Here is a 15,433-nt window from a genome sequence, read left to right as displayed (position 1 = left end):
TTTCCGCGTTCGCTGCCGTGTCACCTTCATTTGTGCCGACGGGACGCGCACCGCTCGAGGGAGCGTGTGATGTCTCCCGTCACTCGTTCAGATGCGCCTCTCATGCGCATTACGCGGATGATGCCCAGAATCGACCGTGACGTGTTGTGTCTACTTACAGGGGTAAAGGATCATGCCCACGTTTGTTGCGCTGCTGAACTGGACCGACCAGGGGGTCCGCGACTACAAGGACACCCCGCAACGCGCTGAAGCCTTCACCGCAGCGGCGCAGAAGCTCGGGGTGAAGGTCCTGAACCTCTACTGGACCATCGGTCCGTACGACATCGTGGCTGTAGTGGAAGCGCCCGACGACGAGACTGCCACCGCGGTGTTCCTGCAGGTCGGCGCGTTGGGCAATGTCCGTAGCGCGACCCTGCGAGCCTTCGGCCGGGAGGAGATGGACCGCATCATCGCCAAAGCCGCTGGCTGAGGGACTCCCACGTCGAGATCTGTCGGTGCGAGTGATGTCCTGTCTCACCGAGCCCTGCGAAGTCCGGGCGGTCCGAAGCGGCCCTGGCGGGGCCGGATTGTTACTCAACGCCTCCGTACTGGGCCTCCGCGACTGAGGCAGCGCGCTGGGCACGGAAGTTCTTCAGGTAGGCGTCGTGGACCTCCTTGCTCTCGTACTTCAGCAGCGCTTCGTCGTTGTCGGTGAGCGCCAGCCCGGTGAAGGTGTGGCTGCCTGTGAAGACGATCTTCTGGTCTTTCAGGCCCTTGTAGGAGCCTTCGACGAGCATGTACTTGGTGTGGCTTGTGGTGCCGGAGACCTGCCCTGTAGCGGGGTCCTTCAGCTTGCCGTTGTTCAGCCGGTGGAGGGAGATCTTGCCGAGCTTGGTCGACCTCGTGAGCCAGTAGGCCGTCTCGCGGTGCTCGCCCAGCGCCTCGTAGTCGGAGAGCTTGCCGTAGACGATGTCGATGTAGCAGCCGGCGTCGGCCAGCTCCCAGAGCTTCTTGGCCACGGCCGGCCGGGAGATGTGGCCGTTGGCGATCCGGATCACGGTGCGGCCGTCAGACGTGCCGTGGCCCGGGGTGTTTCCATGGCACACGGCCTCAGTCCCGTTCACGGGGTTGTCGACCGTGCTCAGGATGTTGAAGATGACGTCCGTCGAGGCCCGCGGGAAGAAGTAGGCCTTGGCCGGACCGGCCACCGCGTCGATTGACAGGTTTGTTGTCCGCAGGGAACCATCCGTCCGCGCCTGCGAGGCGGCCATCGTGTCGAAGTAGCCGGTGTAGCCGGTGTGCAGTGCTTCGTTCCCCGCGACGGTCATGGCGTCGTTCCAGAGAACGGTGAGGTCCGACAGCGTGAGGTTGCCCGAGGATTGCACGACGACGTTGTCCACCGGAACGCCGTTCTCCGGCGAACCGCTGCCAGTCGTGCGGGAGAAGAGGAAGAACTTGTTGTGGTTGACGCCGACCGTGCTCTTGGCCAGGCAAGGCTGGTTCTCGGCGCACACTCTGAACCAGGACGTCCCGTAGGTTGTGCCTGCGGGCGGAACCTCGGCGAAGGCCGCATCGAGTTTGTTCTTGACCGACTCACCGGACTTTCCCATCCAGCTGTCGGTCTCGATACTCGTGTGATCCACGAGGACCTGCACGTTCACGTTCCTGCGGTGCGCGTCCGCGAGCAGGTTCGCGATCCAGTCCGACCCGAACGCGTACAGCGATATCCTGATGGTCGATCCGCTCGTGGCACCCCCGATGAGACGGCCGACATGCCCCAGGATCGCCTTCTGCTTGATCCCTTCCGGGTCCTTGGGATCGTTGAAAACGGGGCCCGTGGTCACGAACGTCGTCGGCTCGGCCGAGGCGGACGGGGCGGCCACCGCCAGGAGGCCCCCGATGAAGAGGGCCGACAGGATTCTCTTGGTGATCATGCGCACACCATATGCGGGGCCTGAACTGCGAGTAAGGCAGGTTTGAGAACGCCCGTTTCCGCTGCGGGACGGCCGGGTTCAGGTCCCGGGCGGCGAGGTGGTGATGAACCCCGAGGACGGTCCGGACGCACCTTGCGCGAGGACCGTTTTGCTTCCTTCCGAAGACTGGCGTGCTGCGCGAATAGTCCACGGAACCCGACATACGCCCGCTCCGAGCGGCATACGCCTCCACATACGCGAAGACCCCGGCCTCAGCGTCTCCGCTGGTGACGGGGTCTTTGGGCACCTGATACAGGTGCCCTCGGCGGGTTTCGAATCTGCGCACACGGCTCCGGGCTCCGGGGTGCTCGCAAGGGCTTCCGCAGGTCAGCGGCTTGCTGACGGTTACTCAGTCCCCAGGCCTACGCGTGTCCTACGAGATTGAAGTGTCTCATTGTCTCCCTTTTGTGTGAAGTGGAAGGGCAATTCGACGCGGGTGAAAGGCTCCTTCGTGGGGCTGTAAGCCGCGGTGATCGCAGGGAACGGGTGGTCGGCGGCCGTTAGGGTGAAGGCCGTTGAGTGAAGCCCGAGTCGGAGTACGGAGAGTCGTGAACGGTCTTACCGAGGCGAAGCTGAGGGCGCTGGCTGGTGGGCGTTCCTTCGAGCGCGGGCTCGGATATGTTGACGCGGTGTCCGGGGTCGAGGTCGGTGACGGCTGGATCAGGGCGTCGATCCACGGCACGGAGCGCTACGAGGCGGAGCTGGCCCTGGGCGGGCCTGGCGAGTTGGCGGGCGCGTGCGACTGTCCATACGGCCAGGAAGGCAACTTCTGCAAGCATCTGGTCGCGCTCGGTCTGAACGTGATCGCTCAACAGGTCGACGTTCCACGCCGGAGAGATACAGCCCGGGACCGGGCGCGGGGCCTCGACGCCTGGCTATGCGGCCTGTCGCGGGAGGAACTGCTCACTCTCGTACGGGATGAGATCGCGGAGGACCGGAACGTACGGCGTCGCCTGGAGCTTCGTGCGGCGAGCGCCAGTGGTGACCTGGCCGGGGTCCGGTCGCGTGTCCGGGAACTGCTCGACATCGGCCCGTTCGCCCGGTACGGCCACGTCGAGTACGCCGACGCCCGCGCCTATGCCGACCAGGCCGGGCAGGCGGTGTCCGCGATCCGGTCGCTCACCGGCTCGGGCCGGGCCGCCGACGCGATGGTCCTGGCACGGGAGGCGATCGAACTGCTGGCCGGGGTGATGGAGAGCGTCGACGACTCCGACGGATGGCTCGGGCAGATCGGCGCCGACCTCGCCGACGCCCACCATGAGGCATGCATAGCGGCACGCCCCGACCCGCAGGACCTCGCAGGCTGGCTTGTCGCCCACGTCCTCGGTGACGCCGACAGCCTCACCGACATCGACCCGCTCGACTACGAGGACGTCCTCGGCGAACGCGGGATGACCGCCCTGCGGAAACTGGCGGTCGGGGCCTGGCAGGACAACCGGACCGGCTGGGCCGAGAAGTACCTGATGGAACGCCTGGCCAAGGCGGGAGGCGACGTCGACACGGTGATCGCCGTATACGCGGACGACCTGGCACCGGACGGGCACACCCACCTGGTCATCGCCCGGGAACTGGACACCGCCGGCCGCCCCGCCGAAGCCCTGGAGTGGGCCGAACGCGGTATCCGGGACACCGAGGACCTCGCCACCGTCGACACCGCCCTCGTCGACTACCTCTCCGACCGCCACACCCGGGCGGACCGGCTGTCCGACACCGTCGCCGTGCGCCGCGACCACTTCAACGCCCGCCGTACCCTGCTCACGTACCGGCAACTACGCGCAGCCGCACAGGCCGCCGACCGCTGGCCCGCCGAGCGCGAGAGTGCCCTGGCTCTCCTACGCGCCGACACCGGACGGAAGGGAACCCACGGCGGTCACGTCCTTGTCGATGTCCTGCTCGACGACAAGGACGTCGACGCCGCCTGGCAGGCCGCGACCGAAACCGGCGCCCATGACGGCCAGTGGCTCACCCTCGCCGACCAGGCCCGCGGCACCCGCCCTGCCGACGCCCTCGCCGTCTACCTGCGCCTTGCCGGGCCGCTCACCCGCCAGACCGGCAACACGGTCTACGAACGACTCGTCGGCCTGCTGCTGAGCATCCGCGACTGCCACCGCCGCCTGGGCACACCGGACGAGTTCACCACCTACGTCACCGCCCTGCGCACCGCCCAGAAGCGCAAGCGCAACCTGATGCGGCTGATGGACGACCACGGCCTGTGAACCAGGCCCGGCCCGTCAGCGGGGAACAGGGACGGCCGATCTCTCCGACCGTCCCCTCCACCTCACCGCCGGACCGTCGCATGCATCTGCCTGCCGACTCCGCTGAAGGGAGTGCAGGCGGCTCACCACATCGCCGTACTCCTCGATCGGGGAGGCCCGGATGTGCTGTCCCTGGGCGGCCTAGCTGTTCCGTCCCGGTCCGTGCGGTCCCTCGCGTCCATCAGGCTGTGCGTGACCTGACGGAAGGCATCCGGCTGCGCGGCGCTCAGGACGTGCCCCCAGGTACGGCCCAGCCGGCCCCTCACTGAGGTGAACCCTTCTCTTCACCGCTACGCTGCCCGACACCTTCGCTGACGACTTGTCGGGGCCGGATGCGCTGTCGGCTCGGCCATGTCCTATGTTGCACAGGCAAGGCAGGGGGAGGCAGGCGGGCAACGCATGGCATGGGATTACGACAGCCAGCTGCTGGAGTCGGTGGCGGTACGTCGGCGCAGGATGCGGGATGCTCTGCTGTTCGGGGTGGAGCGAGCCCGGCGTACGGCTGATGAACGGCTGGGCAAGCTGTTCGCCGGCATCGCCATCACGGCTGTGCTGTGTGCGGGCTGTGTCGGTTGGTCCTTCCTCCAGCACACGCTGGCACAGCAGAAGGCCGAGGAGCAGGAACAGCGGCAGCGTCTGGAGCAGCCGTACGAGCCGCCGGGCCCTTCGGTGACACCGTAGAGGTCGCCGACAGTAGTCAGCCATGCCGCATCAGCCCTAGAAGCATTCGAACAGGGCGATGGTAGGTTCACACGAGTGGTGAGCACAGCAACGACGTCACGTACGCGACTGAGCCGGGTGACCCTGATCGGTGAGCGACGCCGTGCCGATCTGGTCTTGCCTTCCGACATGCCGATCGGACAACTGCTCCCGGACATCCTGCGGTTGCTGGACGACCGGGCGGCATCCCGCCCGATGACCCGTCAACTGGTGACATCCGAGGGCTCCGCGCTTCCGCACGAGAGCACGTTCGCGTCGGCGGAGATCGCCGACGGCGCCGTACTCCGACTGGTACGGACGCACTCCGCGCCGCCCGCGCCTGTGGTGCACGACGTGACCGACCAGGTGGCCGACGACCTTGATCTCCAGGCGTGGCGGTGGCGGCCCGCCGCCCGGCGAGTCGGCGCGGGTGTGGCGTCCCTCGTGTTCGCGGTCATCGCCGCGCTGCTCGCACGCCGCGAGTTCGGGCTTGACGCGCTGGCCGGCGGCCTGGCCGCCCTGATGTTGTGTCTGCTGGTGGCCGGGGCGCTCGTCGCCCGCGTCGGCCGGGGTAACCGGGGCCTGGCGACAGCCCTGTTGCTCATGTCCGGCGTGCTCGGCACGCTCGCCGCATGGACCGCCGCCGACGCGTACGGCTGGGCCGGGACGGTGCGGCTCGCCGTCGTCGCGGGGGCGGTGACCGTGGTTCTGGCGGCGCTGGGCTACTTCTCGCCCCTGGGGCGCGGTGGGCTTGTCGGCGCGGCTGCCGCGGCCGTGATCGTCGTCGTGTGGGAGGCCGTTGCCGCCGTACAGGCTGATCTGCCGCGGCTCGGCGCCGTGATGGCCTTGCTCTCCGTCGTGTTGCTCGGCCTGCTGCCGCGCCTCGCGCTGATGGCGTCCGGGCTGACCGCGCTCGACGACCGCCGCTCGGGCGGGGCGTCCGTCAGCCGTCACCAAGTACGCAATGCCCTGGCGGCAACGCACCAGGGGCTCGCGTTGGCAACCGTGGCCACCGCGGCCTCCGCTGCGGCGGCGGGGTGGCTGCTCACCCTGGGCGGTCGGCCCTCTGTGTGGACCGTGGTGCTGACGTCGGTCGTCGCCGTGGTGCTGCTGTCGAGAGCTCGGGCCTTCCCGCTGGTGGCCGAAGTCGTGGCGCTGTTTGCCGCTGCGGCGCTCATCGTCGTACGCCTCGTGATGGTGTGGATGGAGTACGCCGCGGGCGCCGGGCCGCTCGCCGTGCTGTGCGCCGCCGCGCTGCTGCCGCTGCTCGTGCTGGCAGTGGAGCCGCCGGAGCATGTGCGGGTCCGGGTGCGGCGGATCGGAGACCTGGTCGAGTCGATCGGCATGGTGGGGATGTTCCCGCTCGTCGTGGGCGTGTTCGGCGTGTACGGGCAGCTGCTCGGCAGGTTCTGACGTAGCCGCTCGGAATACCGGGCGAGGCGGAGAAGAAGGACGACGGGCGGAGAGGACATGTCGAGCGGAGACAACTGGCAGGGCGATGTCCTGCGTGATCTGGGGGGTGCGTCCGGCGCGGCCTCCGCCGCCGGTGCCTCCCCGCAGGCCGAGTCCCCGCACGGCGGACAGTCGCCGCAGGGCCAGGGCCAGCCTCCGGCCACTGCCCAGACCGATAGCCGGCTCCCCGGGCACGCGACGCAGGCCCAGGGTCGCGCCGAGACGGATCCCACGCCGACTCCGACGTATGCCCCCGCGCGTGCGCAGACCACAGCGCCCGACGGGACCGGCTCCCGGCAACGCCGTACACCCGACTCGCGACCCGTGGTCGAGGAGCGGCTGGCCGGTGCGGCCCGCAGACCGCGGCGAGGTGAGCCCGTCGCGGCACGGGCCGTACGAGCCGTTCGGAGAATCGTTTCCTCGTCGGTGGCGCGAGAGGTCGCCGAGGCGACCGGTTCAGCCGAGATGCTGCAGCAGCCTGTGACGACGGGGCGGCAGATAGCGGTGACGTCGATACGCGGCGGGGCCGGCAAGTCGACGGTCGCCGCGCTGCTCGGGACCACCTACGCCTACTACCGCCAGGACCCGGTCCTGCTCGTGGAGGCGGATCCCGCGCTCGGATCCCTGCCGCTACGGCTCGGCGCCGAGCAACTGCGCTGGACGACCGCCGACGTGGCCGACATCGTCGAGCCGCAGATGTCGCTGCTGGACGTCACCGGCTACCTCGTCCAGCTGCCCGACAACGCGTGGCTGCTGCCCGCCAGCCAGGGGCAGATCGGCGCGCTCCTCGACAGCACCGCATACGGGCGGGCCATGGTCGCGCTACGCCGCTACTTCGGTGTGACGGTCGTCGACTGCGAGACGTTGCCGGCGGAGGTGGCTCGTGTCGCACTGTCCGCCTCACAGGCACGCGTCTTGAGCACGCCCGCCACGCTGGAGGGCGTCACCAGCACGTATGCGGTGCTCCAGTGGATGCGCCGGCTGCCCCGGTATGTGATGGCCGGCACCGTCGTCGTACTCACCGAGCTGGCCCCGCACCCGGTCCTCGACCTCGGCGAAGCCACGCGGACGCTGGAGTCGACGGGAGCTTCCGTGCACGTTCTGCCGTACGACCGGCATCTCGCGGGCGGCGGCCGGATCCGCACCGGGCTGCTCGCCCAGCCGACCCGGCAGGCAGCCACCCGGATCGCCGCGGACGTCTTCCAGCTGTCCCAGCAGCGCCACTGACCCTACCGACCTCACACGAGCGGCTCATGAGCACCCGACTGATCCACCGGCCGGCGAGGACCACGCGCCCTCCGGCTGTCTCCGAGGCACGTGTCATCGAGGCCCCGCCGAACCTGCCTGAAGGCAAGGCGGGCAATGTCGCGATGTCGCTGCTGCCCGTCGCGGGTGTCATGTCGTCCGTCGTGATGATGACGGTCATGCGGAACAGCCAGTTCGCCGTGCTCGGCGCGATCATCCTGGTCGTCACGATCCTCGGCTCGCTCGTGCTGGTCTTCTCGCAGCGCGGCAAGGCCCAGCGCACCCGCCGCACGCAGCGCGAGGCGTACCTGGCGTATCTGGAGGAACTGCGGGAAGAGCTGGCCGCCGGGGAGCGCGAGCGGCGCGAGCTCGCCGATGTGCTCAATCCGCCGCCGCACGCCCTGTACGACATCGTGCGCGATCCCGCCCGCCTGTGGGAGCGGCGGCGCGTCGACGGCGACTTCCTGCGGGTTCGGGTCGGCACCGGCGAGATGCCCGTACGGGACCTCACGATCGCGCAGCAGGGCTCCACGGTCCTCACCCCGCCCGACCGGTTCATGCTCAACGAGGCGTCGGCGCTGGCCGCCCGCTTCCGTATCGGTCACGAACTGCCGCTCACCGTGCCACTGGACCGGGTCGGCAACATCAGTGTCATCGGGGCCCGCGAGGACTGTCTGCGCGTGGCCCGCGCCCTGCTCATGCAGGTGGCGGCGCTGCACGCACCGGACGACGTGGCGCTCGCCGTCGCCACCCCGGGGGACCGGCTCACCGACTGGGAGTGGGCCAAGTGGCTCCCGCATCTGCTCGACGGCGAGCGGTTCGACGGGCCCGTCGCGGCCCGCCGTATCGCCCCGTCCACGCCCCAGCTGGCCCGGCAGCTGGGCGGGGAGCTGCGGCGCCGCGCCTCGTACGCGGCCGAGGTCCGGCGCGGCCTGTCCGGCAAGGACGCCCTGTCCATGACGTCGAGACTGCTTGTCGTCAGCGACGGGCACGGCGAGGACGCCGTCGAACTGCCACTGCCGGACGAGGCCGTCGGGCTGCACGCCATGGGCGTCACCGTGCTCCACCTCCTCGAACGGCGTGTACAGGAGCCCGGCCACGTCGGAGTGCGGATCACGGTCGACGGCGAGCGGGTCGTGCTCGAGGACCTCCGCGAGACCGAGCCGGTCAGTGCGCAAGGCACCGTCGATGACGTCGGCGTGCCGTTCGCCGAGGGCCTGGCCCGGATGCTGGCGCCGCTGCGGCTCTCCGCCGAGTCGCTCGTGGACGCGCCGCTGTCCGGGCCGGTCGACTTCGCCGACCTGCTCGGCATCGAGGACGTGGCCCTCCTCGACCTGGACCGGATGTGGGCGCCCCGCGGCGAGCGTGCCTTCCTGCGTGTCCCCATCGGTGTCAACGACTCCCGCGAACCGGTGCTGCTCGACCTGAAGGAGTCCTCCGAGCTGGGCATGGGCCCGCACGGGCTGTGTGTCGGCGCCACCGGTTCCGGCAAGTCGGAGCTGCTGCGCACCCTCGTCCTCGCTCTGGTGGCCACCCACCCTCCGGAGGACCTGGCCCTGGTGCTCGTCGACTACAAGGGCGGGGCGACCTTCGCGCCGTTCGCCGACCTGCCGCACGTCGCCGGCGTCATCACCAACCTGGAGAACCAGGCGGGCCTCGTGGAACGCGTCCACGCCTCCCTCGCCGGGGAGGTCAAGCGCCGCCAGCAGGTCCTCAAGGACGCCGGGAACATCGCCGACATCGGCGACTACGCCGTCCTGCGCGCCGAGAAGCGGCGCGACCTGGAGCCCTTGCCGCACCTGTTCGTCGTCATCGACGAGTTCGGCGAACTCCTCACCGCCAAGCCCGACTTCATCGACCTCTTCCTGTCCATCGGCCGGATCGGCCGCTCCATCGGCGTGCACCTGCTGCTCTCCAGCCAGCGCATCGAGGGCGGCAAACTGCGCGGCCTGGACACGTACCTGTCGTACCGGCTCGGTCTGCGGACGTTCTCCGCAGACGAGTCCCGTACGGTCCTGGAGACCCCGGACGCCTTCCACCTGCCCCCGCTGCCCGGCTTCGGCTACCTCAAGGTCGACACCAGCCACTACGAGCGCTTCAAGGCGAGCTATGTCTCCGGCGCCTACCGCGGCCCCGCACGGCGCGACGAGGACGAGAAGACCGGACCACTCGTCCTGGAGTACGCGGCGTACAACACCCTGGCCGAGCCGGACGGCACGGGGAGCGGCGGCCCGGAGCCCTCCGTACGGCGCCGCGAGACCGGCCCGACCGAGCTGGGCGTCATGGTCGAACAGCTGGAGCACGCCCCCGTCGCTCCGGTGCGCCGGATCTGGCTGCCACCGCTGCCCACAGCCCTCCCGCTCGACCAGGTCGCCGGGCCGCTCGACGTCGGCGCGCGCGGCATGCAGCTGACAACCCGGCGCGGACCGCTGCAGGTACCGCTCGGACTGCTGGACGACCCGGCCAAGCAGTGGCAGGGCCCGTGGTTCCTGGACCTGACGGTGGCGGGCGGGCACGCCGCGTTCATCGGCGGCCCGCAGTCCGGCAAGACGACCCTGCTGCGCACCCTGGTGCTGTCCCTCGCCCTGACGCACACGCCGCAGGAGGTCGGCGTGTACGCCGTCGACCTGGTGGGCGGCGGCCTCCAGGCCCTGTCCGGGCTGCCGCATGTCGGCGGGGTCGCCACCCGCGCCGACCGCGAGCGCGCGGCCCGCACCGTCGAAGAGGTGCGGACCATGCTGGCCCTGCGCGAGGAACTGTTCCGTATACACGGCATCGACTCCGTCGAGCAGCTGCGCACCCTGCACGCGGCCGGCCGCCTGCCGGAGCTGGCGTCCGCCGAGATCGTGCTCGTCGTCGACGGATTCGGCGCGCTGCGCGACGACTTCGAGGAGCTGGACGACTCCGTCGGGGACATCCTCAAGCGGGGCAGCGGGTACGGCATCCACGTCGTCGCGGGCATGCTGCGCTGGAACGACGTCCGCATCGCCGTACAGTCGAACTTCGGCACCCGCGTGGAGCTGCGGCTCAACGACCCCACTGATTCGAGCATCGACCGCAAGCTCGCCGAGACGCTGTCCCCGGACGAGCCCGGCCGGGTCCTCACCGACGGCAAGCTCTTCGCCCAGGTCGCCCTGCCCCGTACGGACGGGCTCGCCGACGCCTCCGAGCTCGGCGCGGTCCTGGAGCGCACCACCCGCACGATCCGGGCCACCTGGAGCGGGGAAGTCGCCCAGCCCGTACGGGTCCTGCCGCATCTGCTGGAGCCCCACGCCCTGCCCGGCCCTGCAGCCGAACCGCGCCGGGTGCCGATCGGGCTGGACCAGACGGCGCTCGCGCCCGTCCTGCTCGACCTCTTCGACCACGACCAGCACCTTCTGGTCCTGGGCGACAGCGAGTGCGGCAAGACGAACCTGCTGAAGACGGTCGCGGCCGGCCTGATCGAGCGCTACGGCGAGGACGACCTGGTCTTCGCCGTCATGGACCCGCGCAGGGGCCTGCGCGGAGTGATCCCCGAGGAGTTCCTGGGCGGCTACGCGTACAACGCCAAGCTGTGCGCGGGCCTGTCCGCCGGGATCGCCACCGAGCTGGAGAAGCGACTCCCCGACGAAACCGCCTCCCTGGACGAACTGGAGCCGGGCAGCTGGGGAAGCGGCCCGCGCATCGTGGTCCTCGTCGACGACTACGACGTGCTGACCACCGCCGGCCAGTCGCCGATGGCCCCGTTCCTGCCGTACATCCCCTCGGCGGTCGACATCGGGCTGCACTTCGTCCTGACCCACCGGGTCGCGGGCGCGTCCCGCGGCATGTACGAGCCGCTGATGCAGGCCCTGCGCGAATCAGGATCGTCCGCGCTGGTCATGGCGGGCGACCGCAGCGAGGGCCAGCTCTTCCCCGGCGTGTACGCCTCGCAGCAGCCACCGGGCCGGGGCGTCCTCACCCGCAGGGGCCAGGCCAACCGCCTGGTCCAGACGGTCTACGCGGACCAGTGACCCACCCGACCTGCCCCAGCGCCGGGTGCGGTGGCTCCGCAGGGGAGGCCGCTTCCGTGCCACGAACCACGAAGAACCCAAGGACCGGACGAGACACATGACCAAGGACGTCATCGCCCTCACCCGCCGCATGCCCGCCCCGGCGACCGTGCTCGCCGCGCTCCTTTCCGGCGGCCCCGACAAACTGGTGGGCTCGGCGGGAGAGGGGGCCGTCATACAGCTGTGCGACGCGGCCGGACGACCGCTCGTCTCGGTCGAGGCACCGCTGCTCGTCCAGGTGGAGGGCGAGGCCGAGCGGCTGCTCGGGGCCACACCGCCGCCGGTGCCGTTCTGGTGGACGGAGGCCCGCGCCACCACGGGCGTCCCGGACGCCGAGCGGCTCGCCGGAACACTCGCGGCCCGGCTTGTCACGCTGTCCGGCGGGTCCGCCTGGCCTCCGCAGGCCGCGCGGTCGCTCGGCGTCGTCCGTACCGACGGGGTGAGCGTGGCGCCCGAACCGGCCGCCGCGCAGCCCGCTGTGGACGTCCTCACCGACAAGGCCGCCGTCGTCATCCAGGACCGGCCGGTCGTCGCCATGACGGCCTGGCTGTCGGACGCGTTCCGGGCAGCCGCCGAGGCGGAGCTGGGCCTCCAGATCGTCAGCCCGCCCGGCGCCACGCTCTCACCCGCCGTACGGGACAGTCTGGGCGGCTGGCCGTCGCGGTGGATCGTCCAGGACGAACGGGACGGCTACTACGACGGACTGACCGGCGCCGTACTGCGTTGGCAGAACGGAATGTTCGCCCCGGCCGATCCGGTGAGCGAGGGAGGCGGGGAAGCCGCCGGGGAGCCGCGTACCCCGGTGGCCGCCGCCTACCAGGAAGTCGCGGCCACCGGTGATCGGCAGCTCGCGGTCACGTTCCGCGCGGTGCACCCCGCGGACGAGCGTCTGGTCCTGGGCGGCGGCCTGGAGGCGGTGTGGCGGGAGCTCACCGGCGCGCCTCCGGCCGGCTGGGGCACCGCGGAGCCTGCCAACCTTCCGTGGTCGCCGCGCCGGCTGACCGACGTCGCGTACGAGCGGGCGCCCCGCCCGAGCTGGTTCGTGGTGGTCGGCAGCCCTGACCGTCCGGGTCTCGCCACGGTCCGGGTACGTCGTACGAAGGCGGGCGTCGAGGAAGAGGTCACGCTGGCGTTCGGCTACGGGAGCGGTGAGGAGCCCCCGGTGGACGCCGTGCCGCGGGCCGCCGAGGTCCTCGCGTCCCGGCACCGCCTGCAGTCGATGCTCGTCCAGCTCCGCAAGGCCCGTCGCGACCTGGCGGTGCCGCCTCGCTTCGAGGGGCCGGGGGTGCCGCTGTCCTTCGTGCTCGGCGCCGAGGAGGTGCGGGCGATGCCGGGCGACCGTGCGCGGCGTACGCCGTTGTCGCGGGCTCCGGTGGAGCTGGGCCCGAAGGCCCGTCCGGCGCTCTATTACCCGCTGCCGGGTGATCCGTCCGACCTGTCCGGATGGAAGGACTTCGAGCTGCTGATGAGGCATCTGAAGGGCGCTCAGCCGCACTGATTGTGCGTCATACCCGGTCCGACACTGGCTGATTGCGGATTGCACTCGCGATACCCGGGTTGTTAGAGATGGGGGAGAATGCGAACACCAGACCGAGGGGGAGCCTGATGAAGTTCGACATGGGGGCGCAGGTTCTGGCGTCACTGATGAAGCAGTCAAATCTGTCCACCAACGATCTCGGACTGCTGATCCGTCAGCTCATCCAGGCGGCACAGCCGCTGGAGGGCAGGTTCAACGGCGCGGGCAAGGCGGCGTTCGACCTGTTCAAGTCGCGTTCCGACGAGATCACGGCCGAGTTGAACGCTTCGCTCCGGGCGATCCTGGGCGGCCAGGCCGGGATGGAGACGGCATTCGGCTCCGGTGACCAGGAGCAGGGCGAGAACGCGCGGACGCAGATGTCGGCGGCGAACTTCGACGCTGCGCGCTTCTCGGGCCGTAGCTGACCGTCGTACCTCAGCACGCGTATCTCACGGGGAGTGGATTTCTTATGGCAGCCAACAGTGACCGCCGTTCGTACGACCTGGGCGCCTCCAGCGAGGTGCAGGCCAATATCAAGGCTGTGATCGCCCGTCTTGAGCAGGTGATCACGGATCGTGACGCCCAGGTGAAGGCCGCGATGAAGGACTTCCAGGCCGATGGGGTGGCGGACGAGTACCACGGCAAGGAACTGCGCTGGAACAAGGCCTCGCAGGAGGTCAGGGCCATCGTTCAGCTGCTGAGGACGACGCTGGAGAAGAACGACGCGACCGCCCAGCAGACGCTCGCCCGGGCGAAGGCCGCCGTCGACAACATCGGCTGACGGTACGGCCGGGCGCAGGCAGCGGGATCGAGCACACGGGGGAACGGGGGGACGTTTCATGACGTCGTGGGACATCAAGCCGCAGGGCGTCCAGGGCCAGTTGCGGGCCACCGGCGCCAGGGCCGGGGACCTGGAGAAGGCCCTGACGGCGATGATCGACGATATGCGGGCGGCGGGTGAGGCCGCCGGCACGGCAGTGCCCGGCTCGGCGGCAGAGACCCATACACCTGGGCCGTGGGCGTCGGGGCCTTCGCTGACGCGCAAGGCCACAGGCCCGGTCGCCGCCGCACTCGCCGAGTACCTCCAGGAGCGCGGTAAGGACTTCACCTCGATGGCGGACCGGATCCAGGCCGCTGTGCTGGGTGCCGCCAAAGCCACGAACGCGTACGTCGAGGGCGACCTCGCCACGGCCCGGGAAGCCCAGAGCGCGGCTCGTTCCGTACGGCTGGACCTGCTCAAGGACGCCGGGGGGAAGAAGTGAGCGACAACCAGCCGGTGAATCCGGCCGAGATACCCGTCTTCACCGGCGACGAGGCAGCGCTCGACGCGAAGGTGAAGGCGATCAGCGGCCACGGGGTGAAGGTCGCCGCAGCGGCCGGTGACGTCCACACCACCTTCGGCGGACTGCGGGCCTTCTACCAGGCGCCCGAGGCCGACCAGCTGTTCGCCACGACCAGACCGGTCGCGGACAAGGCCCTGACGCTCAGCTCCGACATGTGCGTCATCGCCGGAGCCCTCGGTACGTACGCCAACGACATCCGCCCCCTGGCCCAGGAACTGGACAGGCTCAAAAGGGAGGCGGAGACGTTCCGGTCCCGGATCGCGGGCGACGACGAGTGGCGCGAGGACGGCGACCTCATCGACGAGAACAGGGCACGCCGCGACCAAATCGCCGAGCTCTGGACACAGTTCCAGGAAGCCGAGCGCGCCTGCCACTCCAAGATCGTCGCACTGGTCGGCGGCACACCACTGAAAGTCAACGACGGCTCCAACGCCAAGGACATGTACGGCTACGACGCCGAGGCCCTCAAACAGGCCGAGAGCCTTCCCTGGGGCGACGTCGTCGACGAGTCCATCCCCGGCTGGCAGTTCTGGGAACACGGCTGGGAGTTCGGCAAAGGCGTCGTCGTCGACGGTGTATGGGGCACCCTCGTGGGCCTGGGAACCCTGGCCGGCTTCAAAGGCGGCGACGCGGCGGGAGAGGCATGGAGCGGCCTGGCCGCCCTCGGCACGGGCCTGGGCCTGTCCATGCTCCCGGCCACCCGCAAGTACCTCTGGGACACGCCACCGGACCAGCTGCCTGCAGAGTTCCGCAAAGCCCGTACCGCCGTGCAAGAAACGGGTAAGGCGTTCCTGGCGTGGGACAAGTGGGAGTCCAACCCCTCCAGGGCCGCGGGCGAAGTCACCTTCAACGTCCTGACCACCGTCTTCACCGGCGGCGCCGGCGGTGCGGCAGCGGGCGCGGGCAAGGCGGGAGCGGTGGCCAAGGCGCTCTCCGTCGC

At 70.1% G+C, this 15,433-nt stretch carries 11 protein-coding genes and 1 pseudogene; 11 read left to right on the top strand and 1 reads right to left on the bottom strand.

The annotated features are described in order from the left end of the window. The first annotated feature begins 172 nt into the window (after positions 1-172). Positions 173-469: a GYD domain-containing protein gene (locus tag FVS66_RS15530; protein ID WP_149181786.1), complete on the top strand. Its 297-nt coding sequence runs from the start codon at positions 173-175 to the stop codon at positions 467-469. Positions 470-569: 100 nt separating this feature from the next. Here FVS66_RS15530 and FVS66_RS15525 read toward each other — a convergent pair whose 3' ends face one another. Next, the gene (locus tag FVS66_RS15525; RefSeq protein WP_149181785.1) at positions 570-1,913 is read right to left on the bottom strand and encodes a phospholipase D-like domain-containing protein; all 1,344 of its coding nucleotides are present in this window, start codon (positions 1,911-1,913) and stop codon (positions 570-572) included. A gap of 587 nt (positions 1,914-2,500) precedes the next feature. On the opposite strand from FVS66_RS15525, the gene FVS66_RS15520 reads away from it, so the two are divergent. The 10 genes and pseudogenes from FVS66_RS15520 to FVS66_RS15475 all read left to right on the top strand — a co-directional run. Beyond that, positions 2,501-4,168, top strand: a complete 1,668-nt coding sequence (locus FVS66_RS15520) for a hypothetical protein (RefSeq protein ID WP_149181784.1) — start codon at positions 2,501-2,503, stop codon at positions 4,166-4,168. A 438-nt stretch (positions 4,169-4,606) separates the two neighbouring features. Beyond that, on the top strand, positions 4,607-4,888 hold the full coding sequence (locus tag FVS66_RS15515; protein WP_149181783.1) for a hypothetical protein: 282 nt from the start codon (positions 4,607-4,609) through the stop codon (positions 4,886-4,888). Between the two features lie 75 nt (positions 4,889-4,963). Next, entirely contained in the window at positions 4,964-6,319 is a 1,356-nt protein-coding gene (eccD, locus tag FVS66_RS15510) for a type VII secretion integral membrane protein EccD (protein WP_149181782.1), read from the top strand. Positions 6,320-6,376: 57 nt separating this feature from the next. Then, the gene (locus FVS66_RS15505) at positions 6,377-7,585 is read left to right on the top strand and encodes a MinD/ParA family protein (RefSeq protein WP_149181781.1); all 1,209 of its coding nucleotides are present in this window, start codon (positions 6,377-6,379) and stop codon (positions 7,583-7,585) included. Positions 7,586-7,611: 26 nt separating this feature from the next. Next, the gene (gene eccCa, locus FVS66_RS15500) at positions 7,612-11,595 is read left to right on the top strand and encodes a type VII secretion protein EccCa (RefSeq protein ID WP_149181780.1); all 3,984 of its coding nucleotides are present in this window, start codon (positions 7,612-7,614) and stop codon (positions 11,593-11,595) included. A gap of 97 nt (positions 11,596-11,692) precedes the next feature. Continuing rightward, complete coding sequence (locus FVS66_RS15495) at positions 11,693-13,132, top strand: DUF6177 family protein (RefSeq protein WP_149181779.1); 1,440 nt, start codon at positions 11,693-11,695, stop codon at positions 13,130-13,132. Between the two features lie 107 nt (positions 13,133-13,239). Further along, entirely contained in the window at positions 13,240-13,575 is a 336-nt protein-coding gene (locus FVS66_RS15490) for a hypothetical protein (RefSeq protein ID WP_149180239.1), read from the top strand. 44 nt (positions 13,576-13,619) lie between these two features. Then, the gene (locus tag FVS66_RS15485) at positions 13,620-13,931 is read left to right on the top strand and encodes a pore-forming ESAT-6 family protein (protein WP_149180238.1); all 312 of its coding nucleotides are present in this window, start codon (positions 13,620-13,622) and stop codon (positions 13,929-13,931) included. A 58-nt stretch (positions 13,932-13,989) separates the two neighbouring features. Then, the gene (locus tag FVS66_RS15480) at positions 13,990-14,412 is read left to right on the top strand and encodes a DUF6507 family protein (protein WP_149180237.1); all 423 of its coding nucleotides are present in this window, start codon (positions 13,990-13,992) and stop codon (positions 14,410-14,412) included. Then, positions 14,409-15,433: pseudogene (locus tag FVS66_RS15475) on the top strand (hypothetical protein); the annotation flags it as partial. The gene FVS66_RS15480 and the pseudogene FVS66_RS15475, both read left to right, overlap by 4 nt.

Origin of the sequence: Streptomyces sp. TRM49041, from assembly GCF_008271805.1 — a bacterium.
Lineage (GTDB): Bacteria > Actinomycetota > Actinomycetes > Streptomycetales > Streptomycetaceae > Streptomyces.
Note: the sequence above shows the minus strand (reverse complement) of the source record. Positions and strands in the feature narration are given on the sequence as shown.

Coding starts and splice junctions, on each gene's coding strand:
- FVS66_RS15530 (WP_149181786.1), top strand. CDS start 173: ATGCCCACGTTTGTTGCGCTGCTGAACTGGACCGACCAGGGGGTCCGC.
- FVS66_RS15525 (WP_149181785.1), bottom strand. CDS start 1,913: ATGATCACCAAGAGAATCCTGTCGGCCCTCTTCATCGGGGGCCTCCTG.
- FVS66_RS15515 (WP_149181783.1), top strand. CDS start 4,607: ATGGCATGGGATTACGACAGCCAGCTGCTGGAGTCGGTGGCGGTACGT.
- FVS66_RS15505 (WP_149181781.1), top strand. CDS start 6,377: ATGTCGAGCGGAGACAACTGGCAGGGCGATGTCCTGCGTGATCTGGGG.
- eccCa (WP_149181780.1), top strand. CDS start 7,612: ATGAGCACCCGACTGATCCACCGGCCGGCGAGGACCACGCGCCCTCCG.
- FVS66_RS15495 (WP_149181779.1), top strand. CDS start 11,693: ATGACCAAGGACGTCATCGCCCTCACCCGCCGCATGCCCGCCCCGGCG.
- FVS66_RS15490 (WP_149180239.1), top strand. CDS start 13,240: ATGAAGTTCGACATGGGGGCGCAGGTTCTGGCGTCACTGATGAAGCAG.
- FVS66_RS15485 (WP_149180238.1), top strand. CDS start 13,620: ATGGCAGCCAACAGTGACCGCCGTTCGTACGACCTGGGCGCCTCCAGC.
- FVS66_RS15480 (WP_149180237.1), top strand. CDS start 13,990: ATGACGTCGTGGGACATCAAGCCGCAGGGCGTCCAGGGCCAGTTGCGG.